Origin of the sequence: Arthrobacter alpinus, assembly GCF_001294625.1 — a bacterium.
GTDB lineage: Bacteria > Actinomycetota > Actinomycetes > Actinomycetales > Micrococcaceae > Specibacter > Specibacter alpinus_A.
In genome coordinates this window covers 243,406-265,383 of sequence record NZ_CP012677.1, presented here as the reverse complement: position 1 = coordinate 265,383, position 21,978 = coordinate 243,406, and the positions used below count along the sequence as shown (strand labels likewise).

The following is a 21,978-nucleotide window of genomic DNA, read 5'->3' as shown; positions in this document are numbered from 1 at the left end:
TCCATGGCAACTTTAATTGAAACCGCCACACAACCCCTCAATGCAGTGGACGTGGACGTTGTGACCCTTGACCTGATCGAAAACGCACTCCGCAGCGCCCGCTATGAAATGGATGAAACCCTTTTTCGCACTGCGTTGAGCCCCGGAATCCGCGAACAGCATGACGAGTTTCCGTTGATCGCGGACCCGGCCGGAAAAATGATTGTCGGGCAGTTTGGTCTATCCATTCCGGACTTCTTGGAAAACTTCAGCGGCACCATCGAAGAGGGCGATGTGCTGATGACATCAGACCCCTATTCGTGCGGAGCCGCCATCAGTCACGCCAACGACTGGCTGGTGGTCATGCCCATCTTCTTTGAAGGGCGAATCGTCGGCTGGGCATCACAATTTGGCCACATGACAGATGTCGGCGGCAAAACCCCGGCTTCCATGCCCACAGACGCCCGCACCATCTTTGAAGAAGGCGTCATCATTCCCCCGTTCAAGTTATACAAGCAGGGCGTACGCGACGAGACGTCGCTGGGGATCATTTTGAACCAGGTCCGTAAACCGGACTGGAACCGGGCTGACCTCAACGGCATCGTCGCCGCCTGCCGAACTGCTTCACGACGGGTCCAGGAGATGTGCGCACGCTTTGGAGTCGATGTGTACACCTCGGCACTGAACGCACTCTTGGACCGCAACTTTCGGGCCATGAAAGTCCTGCTTACCCTGGTCTTCAAGGAAGGGGAAACACTTTCCTTCACCGACTACATTGACGACGACGGCCGCGGTCATGGTCCCTACGAGCTGAGGATGGCGATCACCAGGACCGGGGAGAAGGTGCTGATTGACCTCACCGGCAGCAGCCCCCAGGCCCAGGGGCCCATCAACTACTACATCAATGAGAATCTGATCCGCATGTTCTTCGGCATCTACATGATCACGGTGGCAGACCCGCAAATTCTCTGGAATGACGGTTTCTATCCCCTGGTGGATGTAAAGATCCCCGAGAATTCGTTCTGGAAGCCCCAATACCCGGCTGCCCTGAATGGGAGAAACCACGGGATCGGCCGCCTCTTCGATCTCTTTGGCGGGCTGCTCGGTCAGGCAAACCCCGATCTGCTTAACGCCGCCGGCTTCTCCTCTTCCCCCCATTTCATGTACTCCGGCAACTATAGTAGTGGGGAACGAAAAGGGGAGTGGTTCCAGCTCTATTCCATCGGCTTCGGCGGCATTCCCGGTCGCCCCATGGGAGATGGCCCGGACGGGCACTCGCTATGGCCGTCCTTTGTCAACATTCCCTGTGAGTATCTGGAATCCTACTACCCATTAGTGGTGGACTGCTGGGAAACCATCGCTGATTCCGGCGGTGCGGGCCTGCACCGCGGTGGGAACGGAGTCGACGTCGCCTACCGCTTCCTGGAGCCGGGCACCATCGCGATCCACGATGACCGCTGGTTGACGTATCCGTGGGGAGTCAAGGGCGGAGAACCCGGGGACCGAGGTAAGAAATGGATCGACCGGGCCGACGGCAGCAAGGAGATTCTGCCCAGCAAAGTGCACGACATCTCCGTCGGGATAAACGACGTCCTACATTTCGTGACTTGGGGTGGAGGTGGCTGGGGAGATCCGCTGGAACGGGATCCCGAGCTGGTATGCAAGGAGGTGCGTCGAGGACTCGTCACCCCCGAAGGCGCCCTGCGCAACGGTGTGGTGTGCAACGAAGATGGGGAACTCGATTCCAGTGCAACGGACGCGCTGCGGACCCGGCTGCGCTCTACCCGTGTTGAGCCGCTGCCCCTGTTCAACCGTGGTGGTGATATGGAATCCCTGCTGGCGAACTGCCTCGCAGAGACCGGGTTGCCGGCACCGATGCCGCCCGTGACTGTGTAATGACAGCCGTGGACGACTTCAACGAGGGCTTCAATGGAGCCCTGACGCCCGGAAGCAGCCCGGCCGTGATCTCGATAGATCTCATGCGGGCCTACTTCGATCCGCAGAGCCCCTTGTGCCTGCCCCCGTCAGACTGCTTGGGAGTGGCGGCAGCAGTCATCGCAGCAGCCAGACGCCGAGCAGTGCCGGTAATACACACCATCGTCCGTTATGGTCCAAACGCCCTGGACGGCGGCGTTTTCGTCAAAAAGATCCCTGCACTGAAAACCCTCATCGGCGAGACAATACATGGTCAGCTTATGCCCGAGGTGGAGGCGTTGTCTGAAGAAACCGTGATAGTAAAACAATATGCCAGCGCCTTTTTCGGAACGAGCCTTAGCTCCACGCTTAGATCCCAGGGGATAAATACCGTCATCATTATAGGAACCAGTACCAGCGGCTGCGTCCGAGCCACGGCTGTGGATGCCATTCAACACGGCTTCATTCCCCTCGTTGTCAGCGACGGTGTGGCGGACCGCAATGATGGCGTGCATGAAGCGTCTCTATACGACCTTCAGGCCAAGTACGCTGAAGTGATGGACAGCCAAAGTATCATCGCCTACATCGAAAACGGAAAGACTCCCCAGCCAGGGCACACGGCATAAACCGTGCAGGTGTTGCCAGAGTTAGACTGGATCTGGCAACACCTGCCTCCCGTGAGTAAAACCCATCGTCCAACATGCAAGGTGCGACAGTCATGAACATCGATTCGACCACACCGGATTACGAATTCGGGCAGGGCGCAGAACAGAGCGTTTACGATCAACTGCGCTCCATGCTGGCTTCAGGCATCCTGCCACCCGGCGCTTGGCTTAGGGAAAAAACCTTGGCCGAGAGCATCGGGGTCAGCCGGACTCCTATTCGCGAGGCAATCAAAAGATTGGCCGCAGAAGGCCTAGTGGAGATCAGCCGCAATAAAGGAGCACAGGTTGTCTCCTTTAGCGCCGGGGACATCGCTGACCTTTATGACGTTCGCGCTGGGTTTGAACCCCATGCCGCCCTCCTCTCAGTACCCCACCTCACCGATGTGGACGTTGAGCGGCTTGAGCTGTTGGCAAACCAAATGGAAGAAGCTGTGCGAGCCGGCCGGCACAACGAGCTGAGCGCTCTCAACGGCGCATTTCACGGCATCTTCGTAGAACTGTGTGGCAACAGGCACCTTTCCATTGCGCTGCGGGCAATCCTGCGGCCAACAATGGTGGCACACACCTTCATGAGCTACACCCCTGAGGAACTCAAACGAAGCATGCAGCATCATGCCGAACTCGTGGCGGCCGCAAAAGCCCGCGACGGGGAATGGGCGGAGGCTGTAATGCGCGTTCACATTCTGGCCGCCAGGAATGCAGTAGTAACCGCGAACTCCGTCCAATAGCTTTGCTTTCTGTCGCCAGGTACCGACAGCGTCTCCCCAGGCGGAACGATTCCACAGTCCAGCTTTTTCACATGCAAACTGACGAAACACCAGGGCTGCTAGCCGAAGCTGCGAGACGTTTGACTAATCTTGTCGCTTGCGATGCTATTTCTTTGAGTTGATTTCGATACTCGGCCATGGCTCTCGAGATTCGTGCGAGGAACCGTGAATTGATCCGGAGATTCCACTTAGCGGCTCGCCGCTTCCGCCCCACTGTTTTGAGATGATCTCCGCGACAATTGAGACTGCCGTTTCCTGCGGCGTACGGGATCCCAGATCGAGTCCAATTGGACTACTCAGCCGCGCGAGTTCCTCCGCACGTAGTCCCGATTGCACCAGCCTTTCCATCCGATCCTCATGGGTACGCCGTGATCCCATGGCTCCGACAAAGGCCAGCGCCGGGATCCGCAGGGCGATCTCCAACAAGGGCACATCAAACTTTGGGTCGTGGGTCAGCACGCAGATCACTGTGCGCCCGTCCAGCAAACCTGCCTCGAGCTGGCCTTTCAAGTACCGGTGCGGCCAGTCCACGATCACTTGGTCCGCATCAGGGAATCGGGCTGCAGTGGCGAAAATGTTTCGCGCATCGCAGACGGTCACGTCGTAGCCCAGAAGCGATCCCTGGCTGGCAACCGCGGCGGCAAAGTCAATAGCCCCAAAGATGAGCATTCGCGGTCGCGGCGCATAGCTGGCCACAAAGATCTCCATCCCCTCGCCCCGTCGTTGTCCTTGCGGACCATAGCCCAGAGTCGAAGTGCGCCCCGCGGCCAACAGGCCGCGCGCATCTTCGGCAACGGCATGGTCGGCGGATGCGTGGCCGAGCGAGCCGTCGCTGTCGGCGGGGCGCACCACCAGCCGACGCCCCACCCAGTCGGCCGACGGGTGTCTGATAACTGTGGCCACGGCTACCGGTCTTCCAGCGCCAATATCATCCCAGACCGCCTCAAGCTCGGGAAACGTTGCCGGGCTTACCGGTTCAACAAAGATGTCCAGGATCCCACCACAAGTCAGCCCCACAGAAAACGCGTCATCGTCGCTCACCCCGTAGCGCTGCAGCACCGCGGTGCCGGTGTGTTCCATTTCCCGGGCCAACTCATACACCGCACCTTCCACGCAGCCGCCGGATACCGATCCGACGGCTCGTCCATCGCGCGTGACTAGCATGGAGGCCCCGGCCAGGCGCGGAGCGGATTTGTACGTCCTGACAACGGTGGCTAATCCTGCCGTATTTCCGAGCTCCCACTCCGATTTCAGCTCGGCCAGTACATCACGCATCAGAAAGCACCTCCAACATATCTTCAAATCTCCACAGTGAGTCGGCTGACGGTAGGGGGTCGATAGGAAGCAGCGCGGCCACGATGCCGCTCTGCCCTAGCCGCTCTCCCAGCAGAGCCGGATCATCGCTTTCCCAGCCATGGCTGGCGAGGACGACAACGACGCCCCAGCTCTGGCGCAGAGCCTGCATGATCGGCCGGGTGAGGAGGGTCCGTTCGTCGTAGGTCGAGCGCTCGGTTCCCCCTAGGGCTTCACACTGTCCTGCGATGGAATCCCCCGTAGTCTCCGCAGCACCCAAATGCAGGAAATGCCGATTGAAATCCGATTCGTAGATCGCGTGACTGGGGTCGATCCCCTCATAGCCCGGAAACCGGATCAACTCGATATCGGGCGTCTGAGCGAGCGCTTTGGCCAATGCGCTCTTGCCGCCGGTACCCGGAGCGCCTTCCACGAGCAGAGGTACCTGCATGGCCAACACCCGATAGCCTATAGTGGCGAGCCCGTCATCTGACGGATACCAGGTCGACCGGGGCCTATCGGTAAGCTCTGCACAGGACTTGATCGAAGTCGGGCACATGGATTCTGTTCAACCTCCGCTGTCTGGGCAGGACGAATTTGAAGATACTGGATCCATTGTCAGGACTATCTTGCCTGTGCTCTGTCGACTCTCAAGAAAACGATGTGCTGCTGGAGCCTCGTCCAATGGAAATGATCGAGAAATCTGGACTTCAATGACCTTGTTCGCGATGGATTCCATGACCTGAGCGCTTAGGCGTTCCAAATCTCCCCGATTGGATATGAAGTGCATTAAGTTGGGCCGCGTCACATACAGCGACCCTGCGGCATTGAGGCGACCCAAGTCCAAAGGCGGAACCGGACCGGATGCCTGCCCGTAGAGTGCGAGGAGGCCGTGTGGCTTCAATGATGCCAACGATGCGTCAAACGTCGTTCGTCCGACTCCGTCGTAGACGACGTCGACACCAACGCCATCGGTCAAATCACGGACCAGCAAGGGCAGTTGCTGTGTTATGTCGGCTAGCAAGTCGTAACGGGTGACGTGCTCGGCACCTGCCGCATACGCCATTGCACTCTTTTCGGCACTGGATACCGTACCGATGACGCGCGCGCCTCGTGCTGCAGCCAGCTGCGTCAGCATCAACCCGACTCCACCTGCGGCTGCATGAACCAATACGGTGTGCTCATGAGAAATCGCAAAAGTTGAGTCCGCCAAGTACTGAGCGGTCATGCCTTGAAGAAGGCAGGCGGCCGCCGTCACGCTATCTACGGAGTTTTCCAACCGCAAAGCCGCTTCCACCGGAACAACCAGCATCTCCGCGTACGACCCCGGCACCCAGACCCACGCCACTCGGTCGTCGACCTCGAACTCGGTAACGCCGTCGCCAAGCTCAGTGACGACGCCGGCACCTTCAAGGCCGGGAACGTGTGGATAGTCCACCGGGTAAGCACCGGTGCGTCGGTAGATGTCAATGAAGTTGACGCCTGCGGCTTCTACCTGTACCAGAATCTCTCCCGCGTGTGGCCTAGGCCGCGGTGATACCTTGACCACCATGTCGTCGACATTCCCTGGGGCTTCTATGACTACTGTTCGCATTAGTTACATTTCTGCTTGGGTGGCCACGATTGGGACGCGCATGTGAGCACGAAGAAGCACGTGGCGTCATTGGGACGCACAATGTATCGACTCACTCGGGAGCGGGAGCGGGAGCGCATCGCGATGCGCATGGTCGGGCCGAGGCAGCGGCCTTCACCGACCGGACGATTCCGTGATAACCAGTGCAGCGGCACAGATTGCCATCAATAGCGTGTCGAATTTCGGCTTCATTTGGGTCAGGATTTTCATCCAACAATTCTTCGGTGCAGAAGAGCATCCCAGGAAGGCAGTATCCGCACTGGAAGCCGAACTCGTTCCAGAATGCCGTCTGGATGGGTGACAACTCTTCACCTTCTCCGGCGAAACCTTCGATGGTACGAATCTCGCTACCGTCAGCACTCACCGCCAAGGATAGGCAGGACTTGACAACGTCTCCGTCAACACTAACGGTGCAGGCACCACAATCGCCGGTACGGCAGCCCACATTGGTACCGGTCAACTCCAAGTCTTCACGCAAGAAGTCGACCAACGCCAGACGTGGATCGACGTGGACCTCGTGCCTGACGCCGTTGACAACCACATTCACGGGAAGTTTATGCTGCCGGTTGGTCATGAGTGTTCTCCCTTTTTGGTGGCGGCAATTTCTCGTACGGCACGTTGCGTCATGACGCACGCGATATGACGGCGGGTGTCTGCGGTTGCGAAGACGTCGCTCCAAGGCTGGCGCATTGCCTCACGTACCCGCTCGGCGATTTCTTCCTCGCTCTCTTGTCCGTCCAGGTCCACCACGAACGGAGTGGCTCCGGCACCGCCCACGACAACTCGCCGTGCGGCATCCTCTTCAAAGGCAATGCAACCGACGGTGACTATTGGCCAGCTTCCTTGGGCGGTTTTGAACTTTTCATAGGAAAAGAGGTTTCCAGCTTCCTTGGACGGGATTCTGATCGATTCCAAGATCTCGCCAGGTTCTAGGCGCGTTACGTTGGCATCCAGAAAGAAATCCTCAGCTTCGACAGTTCTAGTGGATCCATGGGAGCGAAGATGCAGCGTCGCCTTCAGTGTCACCAGCGCGCCGGGGATATCTGATGCAGGGTTCGCGTAGCAAGCCGAACCGCCAATCGTGCCACGGTTCCGGATCTGCGAGCCACCGGTGACTCCCACTACAACCTTTTTCAGAAAATTCGGGGTGTGCTTGGACTGTGCCAGTTGGGTGTATGTCGTAGCCGGGCCGATCACAACGGCATCGGCTTCGGCGCGTACGCCTGCGAGTCCAGCTGACTTCAGATCGATGACCAGTTCTGGTTTTCGAAGGTGCTGACTCATTTCAGGCACTACCCACGTGCCACCACTGATAATGGCTGTTTCGTGCCCGTCCATCTGCGCCAATTCAGCGGCAGCCTCCTCTGCGGAGCGAGGACGTGAGTACTTGAATCGGTGTGCAATCATGCTTGCTGCCCCGTTCGCTGGGTGGTGATGGCGTGAAGAACGTTCTGTGGGTTCAGTGGCATCTGACGGATCGTGATTCCCAGTGGCGCCAAAGCGTCATGCACCGCGTTGGAGACCGCTGCTTGCGCCCCACCTACCCCTGCCTCCCCAGCTCCCTTGGTTCCGAGCGCGGTGTAGGGGCTGGGTGTTATCTGGTGCACCGATTCAAACATGGGAACGTCGCTGGCTCGCGGCATGAGGTAAGTCTTGAAACGGTTGGTGGAAAGGTGGCCCGTTGCTGGGTCGTGAATCGAGTGCTCCATCAAGGCAGCCCCGATTCCCATCGTGGTTGCACCTTCCATCTGTCCTTCCACGAAACGCGGATTGATAATAGTCCCTGCGTCATGGACGGTGCCAAACCGACGGACCTTGACGTGTCCTGTTTCGGCGTCCACCTCGACCACTGCAACGTGCACGGCATTGGAATAGGTCGGATAGATGTTGATTTTCCCCTCCGCGTCGGGGGTGTGTTGAATGTTGTCAGGCTGGTAAACGCGCGTGGACTCCAGCGGTGGCTCCACTCCGGTGGCTGTAGCAAATGCCAAGGTGTAGACCGTGTAGGCGATTTCTGAGATCTTGATCGCCTTGCTCGGATCGCTGAGACTTCTGGCCCAACCACCCCGTAGGTCAATGTCGCTCTCATCGATTTCGAGCAGTCGAGACGCGATTACCAACAGCTTCGCGCGAATATCCTTTGCTGCCAGGTAGGCGGCATTTCCACCGGTCACCATACTTCGCCCGCTGTAGTTGCCGAATCCGTACGGCGTCAGCAGAGTGTCGCCCTGAATGATCCTCGCGTCTGACATCTCGATGCCGACCTGGTCCGCAACAATCTGTAAAATCGACGTGTCGTTTCCTCCACCCGGTGTGGTCACGCCCGTCAGCACGGTCACTTTCCCGGAGGGGTCCATCTTTACTGTGGAGGTGTCGAATCCGCCGACCAACGTTCCGGGAATATCGCCTGACTCCGGTGTGAGCTCAAAAGCAAAACCGATACCGAGATAGCGATTCTCTTTGCGCAGTTCTTCCTGCTCTGCCCGCAGAGCAGGAAGCCCGATCATAGTGACTGCCTTGTCTAAGGCGGCGTGGTAGTCACCGGAATCAATGTTGAGACCGCCAGCGGTCTTGTACGGAAACTCATGGGCCTCAATGAGATTGACGCGGCGGACTTCCAGCGGATCCATCTGCAGTTCGCGAGCCACCAGATCGATGATGCGCTCCATGACCAAGGCAGTGGCTTCCTTGCCATAGCCCCGGGCAGCGTTCCATGGACTCTTGTTGGTGGCTACCACCGTGGCCAGCACATCGGTGGCGCCGATCTTGTAGCCCGTGGGAAAGGCCAGGCCACTCAGGAAGACCATGCCCCAGCCGGGAGGGGCTCCCAAGGCACCCACGTTGGCAATGAAGTGGTCCTTCAGCGCCGTAATTTTGCCGGCAGAGGTGAAGGAGACCTTGAAGCGGTGCATCTGTTCGCGGGCTCCGACCAGCATGGTCTCGGTCCTATCCTCGATCCACTTTACAGGCTTGCCACTGAGCTTGCTGAGAATGCAGATCAAAGGTTCTTCAGGGTGCCCATGCATCTTTAAACCGAAGGCGCCACCCACTGTAGGCGCAATCACGCGAACGTCGTTCTCCGAAACACGCAGCGTGTGTGAGAGAACCCAGCGGAGAGGATGGGGGTTCTGGCAAGCACCATGGAAGGTGTAGCTCCCCTCCCGTACGTCATAAACCGCCACGTACCCGCGCGGTTCAATGGGTTGGGTGGAGTACCGCTGGATTTTAAGTTCGTCCTCCAGAATGTGCTCGGCTTCGGCGAATACGGCCTCGGTATCTCCGCTAATGAACGGAATGCTGATGACCTTGTTGTCGTCCCAATGCTCGTAGATGCGTGGAGCTTCCGGTTTCAGCGACTCTTCGCCATCGATGACAAAAGGGAGGACCTCATACTCAACCTCCACCAACTCCACAGCAGCTTCGGCGTCCTGACGTGTCTGCGCAACAACTGCAGCCACCGGCTCACCCACATACACGACCTTGTCGACCGCTAGGCATCGCACATCCGTAGTCTTGCCACCAAAGGCTTCTGGACTAATAAAATGAGGGATAGGATCAGTGTATTTCGCCGCGTCTTCTCCGGACAGAACAAAGACAACTCCCTCGGCATTACTGGCCTTACTCAGATCCACCGACTTGATCCGGGCATGCGGATGCGGGCTACGAACGATCCCTGCAAAGTGCATTCCAGGGATCCGGACGTCGTCGATGTATATCATCTCACCACGCAGGAATTTGTCTCCATTGTGTTTGCGTTGCGATGTCCCAACGTAGTTGGCGGACTGGGTAGGTGCTATGGTCTGGGTCACATATTGTATGCAACCAGAACGTCTAGCGGTCTGTCAATAGCCCTTTGGTCCGCATAATGGTAGATACTGCATACAATCTTACCGATTTCGAGATAGGGACCCCCGCCATGACCGATACCAATCCAACCGCCGCCTGTGATCTCATCAGATACGAGAACTCTGACGCCGTCGCTCACATCGAGCTCAACCGACCTCAGGAGTCCAATGCGATCGATCAGCCAACAGCCCAGGCGTTAGAAATGGCGATCGACAGGGCGGCAGCCGACGAAGCCGTTCGCGCTATCTTGGTCACCGGCGCAGGTAAGCGCTTCTGTGCCGGCGGGGACCTGCGTTCAATGCTCGCTGCGGACGACCATGCACTCTACCTAGAAGGACTTGCAGAAACACTCGACAGGGCGCTGAGAAAACTGGCACAGCTAGAGAAGCCCGTGGTCGCGGCCGTTCAGGGCGCTGTGGCAGGAGCCGGTATAGCACTAATTCTCAGCTGCGATCTGGTGATCGCAGATCCGTCTACCAAGTTCGTGCTGGCCTACTCCGGGGTTGGACTTACACCCGACTGCGGCACGTCGTACCTTCTACCGCGAGCCATCGGACAGCAGAGGGCCTTGGCGATGGCCCTCACGAATCGAGCCGTGACTGCAGATGAAGCCCTCGCCTGGGGCTTGATCGCCGAGGTTGCCACTGATGGTTCGCCGACGAAGCGTGCCTTTGATTTAGCTAAGAGCCTCGCAGCTGGACCGCATTTAGCACTTGGACAGACGCGCCGCCTGATACGTGGCGGATGGGAATCCACTAGAGCTGAGGTGGGTGCCGAAGAAGCCCGGACGATCGCCCGAGCCATCGCTACACCTGGGGCTCAGAATCTGTTGGAGAAGTTCGTCGCCCGCTGAAGCAGCCGCGAAATAGAGTTGAATTGTATGCAATCTTATTGACCCGGTAGCGAGAAATGGGTAGATTCACTGCAGAAACAGACTGACAAAGCATGAATACCAGCGATCTTGTTATCGAACTCGCGATCACAGGCCGGCAGGGTATCGTCCATGGCGCAGTAGATAGTATACAATCAGCACAAAATGAACATTAACGGAAGGCACCCCAGATGACGGATGTACTTGGTTGGCGCGGAGTTTTTGGAGTTCTCGCTCCTTCAACAAACACGGTCGTTGAGCCGGACTATTACCGCATGGGAGTTCCTGGAGTGACGGCTCATGTTGGTCGGATCCATATCAGAGACCAAGAAATCACCAGCGATTCGGCCTTCGAGGCGCTGCTGGGGCAGATTCGTGGCGAGATTGACCAAGCGTGTTCCCGAGTGTTGACCGCAGAACCTGACTACCTAGTGATGGGGATGAGCGCAGAAACTTTTTGGGGTGGTGTGGAAGGCAACATAAAGTTCACCCAAGATATCGAGTCTTTTTCCGGGCTTCGTGTCGCCACAGGTGCCGATGCGTGCCGGAAGGCACTCGAACTGTTCGGAGCCAAAAAGATCGGTGTTATTTCCCCTTACCAAGAGGTGGGGGATAAAAACGTGGTGCGATTCTTCGAGGAAATTGGACACCCCGTTTCCAAAATTAAAGGGCTGCGCTGTCCGACAGCTGTCTCGATTGCGCGAGTACCCAAAGAAACTTTGCGAGAGGCCATCTACGAGGTAGATCACGACGGGGTGGATGCCATCGTCCAGGTGGGAACGAACCTCTCGGCGGTCGGGCTGGCCGACGAAATGGAGCAGATCTTGGGCAAACCGGTGATTGCGATCAATGCTGCAACGTGGTGGCTGGCGCTACGAGAAAATGGAATCACCGACCAACTTTCCGGACACGGGGCGCTCCTTCGTGAACACTAGGCTAGGTAAATCATGAAGCTCGCTCCGCTGTCATATCAACGGCCAGCAAACCTGCTGGAGGCGTCGCTGATGCTCGGTTCAGAGCCGGTGCCAGCGGTGCTTGCCGGCGGGCAAAGTCTACTTCCTGCACTGCGCTTAGGCGACCGGTCCGAGAACAGTCTTGTAGACATCTCCAAGCTGGCAGAGCTTCGAGGAATCACTCAAGACGTTGAATTTCTGACGATTGGCGCTGGCGTTCCAATGTGGGACATCAGCGATTCACCTGAGGTGGCCACTACGGCCCCCCTTTTAATAAGAGTTCTCGGTTCAGTGGGAGCGGTCGGAATCCGAAGCCGTGCCACGTTGGGCGGGAGCCTTGCCTGGGCGGACTCCACATCTCAATTGCCCAGCACACTGATTGTCCTCAATGCCCTCGTGGACACAACAAAGCGCACCCTTGATGCCGCGGACCTTCAAATTGGCCAGCACCGAACTGTCCTGAGCCCAAACGAGCTGATCGTGCGAATCCGCATTCCTAAAAATGCGCTGTCTGGATCGGGATTTCATTTGGTCCGGCGAACGCACATCACCTGGCCAGTGGTGGGGGCGGTCGCAACGCGAGAGTCATCTGGACTATTGCGACTAGTCGTCTTCGGAGCAGCACCGACCCCAATCCTGCTGGTGGGCACCGATCGAGCCAAGCTTCTCAAAGATCTATCCACACGCTTGTTGCCGTTTGATGACGAACGCGCTACGGCCGGCTACCGACGCCAGGTCGCTCCGATACTTGCTAGCAGAGCCTTTGACGAAGCAGTTGGGAGCGGGACGTGAGAGCAGTGAATCTTGAAGTTAACGGTATTGTCCACGAAGTCTTTGTCGAGGATCGAACTTCTCTCGCCGATGCCCTCCGCGAGGAATGCGGATTGACCGGTACCCGCCTTGGCTGTGAGCACGGAGTGTGCGGTGCATGCACGGTATTGATCAACAACCGCCCAGAGCGTAGTTGTCTAGTGCTCGCAACCCAGACCGAGGGGGATGCCATCGGCACCATTGAAGGTCTGGCCAAGTCACCAACAGTGTTAGCTCCCATACAACGAGCTTTTCGAGAAGCACACGGACTTCAATGCGGATTCTGCACTTCGGGCATGTTGCTCACCGCCCAATCCCTGCTCGAACATGACCCAGACCCAAGTCCTGAGACCATCCGTGACTGGATGCACGGCAACCTGTGCCGGTGCACCGGATTCGACCAGATCGTCGAGTCCGTGCAACTTGCTGCATCGATGATAAAACAGGATCAAGAGCGGGAGGAATAACCGCCATGAGCTCACCAGCCCCAACCACACCTGCTACAAGCCCATCGCACGCGTTTGGCCAACCGCGCGAGACCATCGAGTCGGCACGACACGTGCGCGGCGGTGGAAAATTCGTGGCCGACCTCCAACTACCTGGCATGCTACACGTTGCGTTGCTGCGAAGTCTCACAGCTCACGCGCGAATCATCGACATCGACGTGACACAAGCGCGAGCCCTTCCGGGTGTGCACGCGGTTATCACCGGTGCAGACGTACAGGAATCCACATCGAACATCTACACGATGGCCCAGATGCACAATCCGCCACTGGACATCCCTCTCCACGCCCTCGCCACCGACAAGGTCCGCCACGTGGGCGAGCCGGTCGTTGCTGTTGCCGCCAAGACCCGGGCGATAGCAGAAGATGCAATCAAGCTCATACGGGTGACCTACGAGGACCTGCCACCGATAGCGGATGCAGATGCGGCACTAGCCCCAGGTGCGCCGCTCGTTCACGAAAACATTGCAGGCAACCTGATTATGCATCGGCAACATGATTTTGGAGACGCAGCTGGTGTCTTCAAAAATGCGGCCCACGTCGTCCGGCGCAAACTGAAATGGCCCCGGCAAACGGGAGCTTCGTTGGAAACGTTCGGCTGTGTCGCACAGTGGGAGCCGGGCGTTGACGAACTGACCTTCTGGAGCAATCACCAGAGCAATGTTTTGCTGTGGACGTTGGGACCGACGTTGGGTTTGCCACCACATCGTATCAAAGGCATTGCCTGCGACATCGGTGGTGCTTTCGGTGCCAAGTTCTGGCAACCCCGAGCAATGGTGATCTGTGCGCTGCTCTCACGATTGACCGCCAGACCGGTGCGCTATATTGAGGGTCGCGTCGAGAACCTTGTGGGCGGTGACAACCACGGTGAAGATCGTTCCTACGACGCCGAACTCGCCCTAGACAGTTCTGGCAAGATGTTGGGGCTCCGGTTCTCAATCGTCGAAGACTACGGCTCGGCGTTCATCTTGGGCCCAATCAACAACGCTGAGCCCCTTGCCCAAGCAACTGGTCCATACGACATCCCTGCCTTCGCTTTTGATTTCACCGCAGTACTGAGTAACAAGGTACCCCAAGCGGCCTATCGAGGGTTCGGCGGAGCAGCACACAACTTCATGCTGGAGCGTCTGGTGGACGCGGCTGCCGTTGAGTTGAGCCTATCTCCGGTAGCAATCCGGGAACTGAACCTGCTGCAACCTGAGCAATTCCCGTACCGCACCGCGACGGGAAACCTATACGACTCTGGGGACTATCCCACCGCTCTCCACCGAGCACTAGAAGAGTCCTCGTACGACATGTGGCGCGAACGTCAGGCTAAGGCGCGCGAGTCCAAGGATGCGACCCACGCCATCGGTATCGGTTTGGTTTCCTGCCAAGAGCGAAGCGTCCAGACCGGCACAGCCCTGTGGCTGATGTTCGATCAGGAACCCGGTCGCAACACCACTGCCGCTGAGTCAGCATCCGTGCGCATCGACGCGCAGGGGACGGTGCGCGTAGCCCTGCATTCCCCATCCCTAGGGACACCAACGGAGACAATCGCCGCAACTGTCGTGGCCGAGGAACTCGGAGTACCGGTCGACTCTGTCTCGGTCTCACGACTTGACACCTCAATGGCAGGACCAGCCATGGGGCCATCAGCCAGCCGCATGACGGTTATGCTGTCGGGAGCAGTCGCCGGTGCCGTCCTGGAAGTCATCGAAAAGATGCGTCCGCTAGCCGCAAATCTGTTGGAAGCCGACCCAGCGGATCTAGTCTGGGATCCCTCACGTACCTCCTTTGCAGTCCAAGGTGCTCCCGACAGCATCGCAACACTGGCCACCATCGCCCGCCTAGCCAACGGGCAAGCGCTCAGGCTGCCAGATGGCTCCCGAAGTGGGCTGGAAAGCACACACACCTACGACCATCCAATGTCCAGCATGCCGAATGCTGATGGCTCAGATTGGGGGAATTACGCCCCGATCGTGGGCCACACCGTTCATATTCCGGTGGTTGAAGTAGACCTTCAGACCGGTGTCGTCACGTTTCTGGACTACTTCGTGATGCACGACTGCGGAACAGTTGTCAACCCTGATGCGGTACGTGGTCAGGTGGTGGGCGCCACGGTCCAGGGCATCGCCACGGCCCTGACCGAAGAGCTGGCATTCGATGAACAGGCCCGACCACAGAACACTGATTTTCGAAGTTACTTTCTGCCCACCTTCCTCGACGTACCTGCTATTCGGTTGGGCCATTTGGAAACACCGTCACCGTTCACGTACCGAGGCGTCAAAGGTATCGGTGAGGGTGGCCGAATGGCCGCGCCAGCGGCGGTAGTTTCCGCAATCGAAGATGCGTTAGCACCCTACGGTGTGCGCATCGACGAGGTGCCCGTCACCCCGGAGAAGATCCTTAACTGGTTAGGTTCCGCCAGTGCTCCGTGACGTCTAGACTCCCCCACAACTTCATTTGAAGAACTCGATAAGTACCCAAAACAAGGAGAACAATGATCCACCACAATGTCATGCTGACCCTCACAAACGATGCGACGACGGAGCAGCAAAATGCGATCGTCAACGGCTTACTAGCCCTGTCCGGCGTCATTGAAGGCCTCAAGGAAATTGACGTCCACGCGGATCTTGGACTTGCTGAAGGAAACGCGTCAGTCTTCTTTCGGATGTCGTTCAATGACGAGTCGTCTTGGCGCGCATACTCAGCACACCCTGCACATGTGGCCCTAGCGACCGAGCACATCAAACCGTTTCTGGTCAGCAAGTCGGCTCTACAGTTCGCAGGCTAATCCCTCATCCACCGACGGGCTGCAGCCTCGTCACTGCGGAGCCACCGCATTCACTAATTTGACTTCATCAATCGCAGTGCTAGTTGGTTGATGACCGATCGGTAGTGATCGGGCTCGTAGGAGAAGTGGCTGAGCGTGATCGAGGAGTCAGGATCAATTATCCGCGCTACCTCCTCGGAACATGCTATTGTCCTCAGAAGTTCCATGGCTCGCATGTCATTCATGGCTTCTGCAAACACCTTGCACCGGATGGACTCGGAGAATTCCCCGTCCGGTGCAGGATAGACCAAGAATGAGTCTCTGCCCGGAAAGCCATTGCCCGCTCAGGTGTCTGTGAACGGGGCAATGCTCCCGCTGGAGTGGAGTGAATTGTAAAAGTTGATTCCCAGTGCAAGAATCCTTCGGCTCCGGGGAGGAACAGTTGTGCGCCGATAGTGCGGTTGCGGGTGGACGGCAGGGAAATGAACCGGTTCGACACTGCGCGGTCCTGTGCCACGCAGTAGTAAAGCCTGGGGGGAACTTGTGTTACCGGCCATGAAAAAATGCCCACTAATGGCCAGCAGAAATGCACATTGGTGGTCATCAGATCTGCCCACTCTTATTTTCTAGCATCGCCGTGTTGTTAACTGCGGAAGCCCCTTCCTGGGGTTCGATGTCGGTGCCTAGTCGCACCAAACCAAACCAGGAAGAGGCTCTGTAGGAAGTCTGACGGAGAAATCATAGAAACTGGCTATCTATGTAACTGCCGTGATGTCTGGGGCTGCGCGTATTGTGTCGTTCATGATGGATTCGCCATTGGAGGGCCAGGATTTTCCTGGGTCGCTGCCCGAGCTGCGGGCCTGGTTCCGGTCGGACGCGGACTGTGTTGACTATCTGGACTGGCTGCGTTGGCCGGATGGGTTCGTTTGCCCATGGTGTGCGGACGTCGGCGATTGGGGTGTTGTGCCGGGCATGCACCGGTGTGCTGGCTGTAGGCGCCGTGTCAGCGTAGTCGCGGGAACGGTATTCCACCGCACGCACACACCGTTGACCGTCTGGTTTGAAGCGGCGTGGCTGATGATGGCGTCGAAGCAGGGGGTGTCGGCGCTGACCCTGCAACGGGTGCCGGAGATTGGCAGCTACCAAACTGCATGGACGATGACGCATAAACTACGATCGGTGATGAGCCAGTCCGGGCGTGACAGTCTCAGTGGGCGGGTCGAAATGGATGAGACCTTCATCGGCGGGAGCAGCCCCGGCACCTTCGGACGCGGTGCGGCAGGCAAGACGCTCGTGGCCGGCACGATTGAGCGCCGGGGCGAAGGATTTGGCCGGGCCAGACTACAGATCATCGCCGATGCTTCATCGGCCAGCCGGTCCGATTTCATCCGAGCCCACGTGTCCCCGGGGCGACACTCATCACGGATGGGTGGCCCCCCTAACCCACGAGCAGCGGCCGCCATTGAGGTGCACAATGTCAAAGCCTCGAGCCAGCCCGCGCACCCGTCTCTCCCGGGGGTACACCTCTTGTTCTCGCTGACGAAACGGGTCCTTGAAGGCACCTACCAAGGCAGCGTGCTGCCCGAGCGTCTCCGGGGGTAGCTGGACGAGTTCGTGTTCCGCTTCAACCGACGTAACTCACACACGAGGGGCCTGCTGTTCTTCCGACTGCTCGAGTCAGCCGTAGCCGGCCCACCCACCACCTCTACGAATCTGGCCATCACCCACCGCAAGTCGACGGAAACCCCTGTCCCGCCGCCGACACCCCACGCGCTGCCACGCACCCTCGCCGGAACACCACCCGAACGTCCCTGGCGAGTCCCACGAACCGCATAATCACGGCAGTTACAGGGATAGCCAGTTCATAGAAATTCTTGAAGCGTTCGATCTTACGAAGTCGTTTCGCGCCGCAACCCAGCTGACGGGCTGTTCGCACCACATCGTGGCCAAGCATGTCGCTGACCGGGATGCCGGCCGGTCCTTGGCGGAGCCGGTGTCTAAAGACAAGATCACTGATGAGTACCTGCCCAAGATCGAGGAGCACGTGGAAAATTCACGGGGTCGGATACGGGCACCGATGCCACCCACCAGAAGCTGGTGGGGACGGGTTAAGAGGGATCGGAGCGTTCCACCCGCCGCGCGGTGGCTCAGATCAAGGCAGAGTGGAAGCTTGGACGGGTGCGCGTTCACCGCCCGTGGATCACCGAGCCTGGTGCATGGCCTTTATGAAGAATTCTGCATAACCGCCACTATGTAGAACGCGCAATTATGCAGAAACCGGGTAGCCCTGGCCGAGAAATCAGTTGCCGGCGTGCTGATCTGCACCCATTCGCTTTCTATATAATCGCGTGTGGCGCAAGCTTGTTTTCTCAATACGGGAAGGTGAGCATGATGACGAAGTATTTTCTGGGCCCAAACGGCCCCTTGGCTCCCTATCTGGCCGGCTACCGGGAGCTGTTGGTAGGACGTGGATATGCGCCGTCGAAGACACAACAGCTGGGATCCTTGGTTGCGCGGTTGAGTCGTTGGCTTCAGGGACAGTGACTGGCCGCTGGCGCACTGACGGATGGGGTGCTGCAGAGGTTCCTTGACGATCTCCCTGGGGAAACACGGCAGACGCATCCGACGGCTGCATCGTTTGTGGTGTTGATGCACTACTTACGGCAGCGAGCCGTGGTCCCGATTCCTGAGCCGCCGCCAGATGCGATGTCTGCGGAACGGATTGTCAAGCCCCGTGCCCGGCGAGCATCTCGCTGATCACCGACCGTGCCGCCCCGAGGCGGGCAGCGATCTCGGTCTGGCTCACACCTTCCCCGGCCCACGTCCTGGCCCGGGCCCGCAACATCGACACTTACTCCGGGCTCAGCCCGAACAACTCCGACGCCCGGCGGCACGCCACCCCGGCGTCCGAGAGCGCGACCACCGCCAGATTGCGTAACCCCGCATCGTCGCACTCATACAAGAACCGCACCCGCGCAGCGAGCAGGACCGTCGTCTGGCACTCCGAATCCACCCGGCGAAGCACCGCCGGATCCGGCATTCCCGCAAACTCCAAAATCGACTCCGACATTCCTACAATACTTCCGGACGGGTCATGAGAGTCAACGGATTTCCTACGACATGCAGCCTGACAAAATCCCTGGAAACGAGGGGAACCCAGATCCTCCCTCAGGAGGTCTGAGGCTGGCCGTGTCCGGTGTGGAACCTATAGGTGGGAAGGATCAGTAGATCTTGTTGGCTCCACCGTCCGCCATGATGGTTTGGCCGGTCATATAGCGTGAATCATCAGAAAGCAGGAATGCGACGATAGGTGCGACATCTGCTTCTGGATCCCCGAAACGGCCCAGGGGCACCTTGGCGAGGGAATCCTGGTACATCTCGGGGAACGCCTCGCTCCATGCCTTCACACCTGCGGTGAGTGCCATGGGTGAGACAACGTTGACACGGATGTTGTCCTTGGCCCATTCGTTGGCTGTGACACGGGACAGCCCGCGGATTGCTTCCTTGGCCGAAGCATAGGCAGCCTGGGTCTGCTGCCCAACGATGGCTGAGCCCGAACCGAAGTTCACAACCGAACCGCCGTTGACGGCCAGCAGCGGGTAGGCAGCCGCCATGAACTGGCGGGTGGCCCGGAAACCTGTATTAAAGGACAGATCCCACTGTTCCTCGGTCAACTCGTTGAACATTGCCTGTCGCGAGGCATGGGCGTTGTTGACCAAACCGTCCAACCCGCCAAAGGTTGTCTTGGCAAGTTCAACCGCGGACGCTGCAACCGCTTTCTCGCTGACATCGCCCAAAATGAACTGGACGTTCTCCCCAAGATCTTGTTGAAGCGATCCCCCGGCCTCTGCGTTGACATCAACCGCTACAACCTTGGCGCCGCGGGCCACCAACACCCTGGAGATCGCACCCCCAATTCCTGAAGCACCACCGGTGACGATGACTACCTTATTCTCGAGCTGCATGCTGACTCCTTGGTTTCCGTTCGTGGAATCGGTCGATCCCTAGCTGCGGACAGTGTGTCCAATTCTGGCAGACGTTGCAACCCCTATTTAGAGATCTTTCCCATCAGCCCGGCGACGGGCCGCAAGAAGATGGGCCGGGCCAGGAGCCAGCCCCCCACCATGACGGCCAGTGAGGCGGCAAAGATGCCAAAACCCAGCCAACCGGCGTCTTGGCGGGCGGCGAACATGTGATTGAGGTTTGCCAACGCCCCCGTACACAGCACCAGCGTCACGTGCATCACGACGAACCCGGTAAAGAACACCATGACCGGGAAATGGATCTTCCGTGCGATCTCCATCGGATATGCCTTGTCCAAGGCAGCCTTGCCTTTGGGCCAGGCCGGGCTCATCCGGACGCCACTGATCGCCGCCAGCGGTGCGGCGATGAAGACCACAGCAAAGTAGGAAAGTACCTGCAGGGCGTTGTAGTTGACCCACCCACTTTCCACCGGCCAGGTCAGCGATGCATATTGCAGGCCAGCGCTCAGCGCGTTGGGAAAAATGTCCCAGTTCGTGGGCACGATGCGCATCCACGCACCCGTGGCAAATAGGAGCACCACAAACGCCGCTCCGTTGAGCAGCCACAGCACATCCAAGGAGAGGTGGAACCATAGTTCCAGGCTGATCTTGGTCGGCTTTCCCTTGGTTTTCAGCAGCCCCGTGTTCTTGCGCGTCCAGTACGCTTTGGGCCTAGCCGTGGTCCGGACCTGCCAGCCTGAGCGGATGATTAGCACCAGAAAGAAGGCATTGAGGAAGTGCTGCCAGCCCAGCCAGGCGGGAATCCCCACGGGCGCATTCACGGGCAGTTCGCTGTGGCCGGGGTACTGGAGCAGGAAGTCTTGAACGGGGCCTAACTCGCGTGCCCAGCGGGCAACCAGCACGACGGCGGCCAGCGCCACCACCGCGATGGCGACCCACTTGAGTAGTCCCAGCCAACGTTGACGTTCGCGTCGGGGAGGGGGGTTGGTCTTGGTTGTCAACGACACCGGGCACTCTCCCTAAACGCCAGCGCGCGCGGCACTGCGTGCAGCAATGGCATCCCGCAACTGGGGCAGAACCGTAAAAAGGTCCCCGACGATACCGAAATCGGCGACGTCGAAGATCGGGGCGTCGGCGTCGGCGTTGATGGCCACGATCCGCTTGGCCGTCTGCATGCCGGCCCGGTGCTGGATGGCACCGGAGATACCCACGGCTAGGTACAGTTCGGGCGAAACGCTGACTCCCGTCTGCCCGACCTGGCAACTCTGCCGGACGTACCCGGCGTCGACCGCAGCACGGGAAGCCCCCAACCCCGCCCCGAGCATGTCGGCCATTTCCTCCACCAGCACAAAGTTTTCCTTTGAGCCCAGACCGCGGCCCCCCGAGACCACAATGCGGGCCGAACGCAGCTCGGGACGTCCCGATCCTACCGAGGCGACCGCCACGTGCGTGATCGCCGCAACCGAGCGGGTATCAACATCCAGTACGCGCACTTCCACTACGGGAGAGGCAACAGCCGGGGCTGCATCGGAGCTGCTAGAGGAGACGGTGACCAGCGCGATGCCCGCACCAACACCTGACTCCGTCGTGTAGCTTCCTCCGAAGATCGAATGGCTTGCCACGATCCGGCCATTGTCGTTGGTGACGTCGATGGCTTCGACGATCACGGAGTTTCCGGTACGGGCCGCGAGGCGACCAATGACTTCGCGTGCACTCGGGCTCGTGGAGGCCAGCACGGCAGCCGGTGCGTGGCTCGTCATGGCGTCAGCCAGGGCGGCCACCGATGCGGCAGCGACGTGGTTTGAGGACCCCGGGCACTCAACGACCACCACAGTCCCCGCGCCCAGTTCGCCCAGTTTCCTCACGAGTTCCAGCGACTCTCCCTTGGTCGCTGCCAGGACGGCCACGGGTTCTCCGAGCCGTGCTGCCATCCCTAGGAGGTGGGCTGTGGTGGGGCGCAGCGATCCGTCTGCTGCCACTTCGATATTGACCAGGATGTTGCTCAT

22 protein-coding genes and 1 pseudogene are annotated in these 21,978 nt (G+C 58.8%); 11 read left to right on the top strand and 12 right to left on the bottom strand.

What is annotated here, in order from left to right:
- The first annotated feature begins 3 nt into the window (after positions 1–3).
- The 3 genes from AOC05_RS01025 to AOC05_RS01015 all read left to right on the top strand — a co-directional run bounded on the left by AOC05_RS01025 (position 4) and on the right by AOC05_RS01015 (position 3,286).
- Positions 4–1,875: a hydantoinase B/oxoprolinase family protein gene (locus AOC05_RS01025; protein WP_062004909.1), complete on the top strand. Its 1,872-nt coding sequence runs from the start codon at positions 4–6 to the stop codon at positions 1,873–1,875.
- On the top strand, positions 1,875–2,519 hold the full coding sequence (locus AOC05_RS01020) for an isochorismatase family protein (RefSeq protein WP_062004907.1): 645 nt from the start codon (positions 1,875–1,877) through the stop codon (positions 2,517–2,519). The genes AOC05_RS01025 and AOC05_RS01020 overlap by 1 nt, the downstream gene beginning before the upstream one ends.
- Positions 2,520–2,611: 92 nt before the next feature.
- Positions 2,612–3,286: a GntR family transcriptional regulator gene (locus AOC05_RS01015; protein WP_062004905.1), complete on the top strand. Its 675-nt coding sequence runs from the start codon at positions 2,612–2,614 to the stop codon at positions 3,284–3,286.
- Between the two features lie 144 nt (positions 3,287–3,430).
- Here AOC05_RS01015 and AOC05_RS01010 read toward each other — a convergent pair whose 3' ends face one another.
- From AOC05_RS01010 to AOC05_RS00985, 6 genes are all read right to left on the bottom strand, one after another.
- Complete coding sequence (locus AOC05_RS01010) at positions 3,431–4,600, bottom strand: XdhC family protein (RefSeq protein WP_062004902.1); 1,170 nt, start codon at positions 4,598–4,600, stop codon at positions 3,431–3,433.
- Positions 4,593–5,078, bottom strand: coding sequence for a hypothetical protein (locus tag AOC05_RS01005; RefSeq protein WP_154605006.1), 486 nt, complete (start codon positions 5,076–5,078; stop codon positions 4,593–4,595). Before AOC05_RS01005 ends, AOC05_RS01010 begins: the two co-directional genes overlap by 8 nt.
- A 108-nt stretch (positions 5,079–5,186) precedes the next feature.
- A complete protein-coding gene (locus AOC05_RS01000; protein ID WP_062004898.1) occupies positions 5,187–6,212 on the bottom strand; it encodes a quinone oxidoreductase family protein in 1,026 nt (341 codons plus the stop codon).
- Between the two features lie 91 nt (positions 6,213–6,303).
- On the bottom strand, positions 6,304–6,825 hold the full coding sequence (locus tag AOC05_RS00995) for a (2Fe-2S)-binding protein (RefSeq protein ID WP_062004895.1): 522 nt from the start codon (positions 6,823–6,825) through the stop codon (positions 6,304–6,306).
- Positions 6,822–7,658, bottom strand: a complete 837-nt coding sequence (locus AOC05_RS00990) for an FAD binding domain-containing protein (protein ID WP_062004893.1) — start codon at positions 7,656–7,658, stop codon at positions 6,822–6,824. The genes AOC05_RS00995 and AOC05_RS00990 overlap by 4 nt, the downstream gene beginning before the upstream one ends.
- On the bottom strand, positions 7,655–10,060 hold the full coding sequence (locus AOC05_RS00985; RefSeq protein WP_157374861.1) for a xanthine dehydrogenase family protein molybdopterin-binding subunit: 2,406 nt from the start codon (positions 10,058–10,060) through the stop codon (positions 7,655–7,657). Before AOC05_RS00985 ends, AOC05_RS00990 begins: the two co-directional genes overlap by 4 nt.
- A 107-nt stretch (positions 10,061–10,167) precedes the next feature.
- Here AOC05_RS00985 and AOC05_RS00980 point away from each other — a divergent pair, with 107 nt between their 5' ends.
- From AOC05_RS00980 to AOC05_RS00955, 6 genes are all read left to right on the top strand, one after another.
- Positions 10,168–10,950: an enoyl-CoA hydratase/isomerase family protein gene (locus AOC05_RS00980; protein ID WP_062009176.1), complete on the top strand. Its 783-nt coding sequence runs from the start codon at positions 10,168–10,170 to the stop codon at positions 10,948–10,950.
- Positions 10,951–11,159: 209 nt separating this feature from the next.
- The gene (locus AOC05_RS00975) at positions 11,160–11,903 is read left to right on the top strand and encodes an arylmalonate decarboxylase (protein ID WP_062004889.1); all 744 of its coding nucleotides are present in this window, start codon (positions 11,160–11,162) and stop codon (positions 11,901–11,903) included.
- A 12-nt stretch (positions 11,904–11,915) separates the two neighbouring features.
- Positions 11,916–12,713, top strand: coding sequence for an FAD binding domain-containing protein (locus tag AOC05_RS20655; protein WP_062004888.1), 798 nt, complete (start codon positions 11,916–11,918; stop codon positions 12,711–12,713).
- Positions 12,710–13,198 (top strand): (2Fe-2S)-binding protein, encoded by a 489-nt coding sequence (locus AOC05_RS00965; RefSeq protein WP_062004886.1) that lies wholly within the window; start codon positions 12,710–12,712, stop codon positions 13,196–13,198. The genes AOC05_RS20655 and AOC05_RS00965 overlap by 4 nt, the downstream gene beginning before the upstream one ends.
- Positions 13,199–13,203: 5 nt before the next feature.
- Positions 13,204–15,654 (top strand): xanthine dehydrogenase family protein molybdopterin-binding subunit, encoded by a 2,451-nt coding sequence (locus tag AOC05_RS00960; protein ID WP_082357658.1) that lies wholly within the window; start codon positions 13,204–13,206, stop codon positions 15,652–15,654.
- A gap of 62 nt (positions 15,655–15,716) precedes the next feature.
- Entirely contained in the window at positions 15,717–16,010 is a 294-nt protein-coding gene (locus AOC05_RS00955) for a Dabb family protein (RefSeq protein WP_062004881.1), read from the top strand.
- 53 nt (positions 16,011–16,063) lie between these two features.
- Here the strand turns inward: AOC05_RS00955 and AOC05_RS20650 are convergent, their stop codons facing one another.
- Together AOC05_RS20650 and AOC05_RS20645 are read right to left on the bottom strand one after the other, a co-directional pair.
- Positions 16,064–16,300: a glycoside hydrolase domain-containing protein gene (locus AOC05_RS20650; RefSeq protein WP_082357657.1), complete on the bottom strand. Its 237-nt coding sequence runs from the start codon at positions 16,298–16,300 to the stop codon at positions 16,064–16,066.
- Positions 16,231–16,593, bottom strand: a complete 363-nt coding sequence (locus AOC05_RS20645; protein WP_420480374.1) for a glycoside hydrolase domain-containing protein — start codon at positions 16,591–16,593, stop codon at positions 16,231–16,233. The genes AOC05_RS20650 and AOC05_RS20645 overlap by 70 nt, the downstream gene beginning before the upstream one ends.
- Before the next feature lie 197 nt (positions 16,594–16,790).
- On the opposite strand from AOC05_RS20645, the gene AOC05_RS00950 reads away from it, so the two are divergent.
- Entirely contained in the window at positions 16,791–17,591 is an 801-nt protein-coding gene (locus AOC05_RS00950) for an IS1595 family transposase (protein ID WP_231687158.1), read from the top strand.
- 262 nt (positions 17,592–17,853) lie between these two features.
- Positions 17,854–18,209: pseudogene (locus AOC05_RS20495) on the top strand (IS21 family transposase); the annotation flags it as partial.
- A 631-nt stretch (positions 18,210–18,840) separates the two neighbouring features.
- Here AOC05_RS20495 and AOC05_RS00940 read toward each other — a convergent pair.
- From AOC05_RS00940 to AOC05_RS00925, 4 genes are all read right to left on the bottom strand, one after another.
- The gene (locus tag AOC05_RS00940; protein ID WP_062004875.1) at positions 18,841–19,059 is read right to left on the bottom strand and encodes a hypothetical protein; all 219 of its coding nucleotides are present in this window, start codon (positions 19,057–19,059) and stop codon (positions 18,841–18,843) included.
- Between the two features lie 151 nt (positions 19,060–19,210).
- The gene (locus AOC05_RS00935) at positions 19,211–19,954 is read right to left on the bottom strand and encodes an SDR family NAD(P)-dependent oxidoreductase (RefSeq protein ID WP_062004873.1); all 744 of its coding nucleotides are present in this window, start codon (positions 19,952–19,954) and stop codon (positions 19,211–19,213) included.
- 83 nt (positions 19,955–20,037) lie between these two features.
- Complete coding sequence (locus AOC05_RS00930; RefSeq protein ID WP_154606434.1) at positions 20,038–20,925, bottom strand: cytochrome b/b6 domain-containing protein; 888 nt, start codon at positions 20,923–20,925, stop codon at positions 20,038–20,040.
- 66 nt (positions 20,926–20,991) lie between these two features.
- The gene (locus AOC05_RS00925) at positions 20,992–21,978 is read right to left on the bottom strand and encodes an electron transfer flavoprotein subunit alpha/FixB family protein (protein ID WP_062004871.1); all 987 of its coding nucleotides are present in this window, start codon (positions 21,976–21,978) and stop codon (positions 20,992–20,994) included.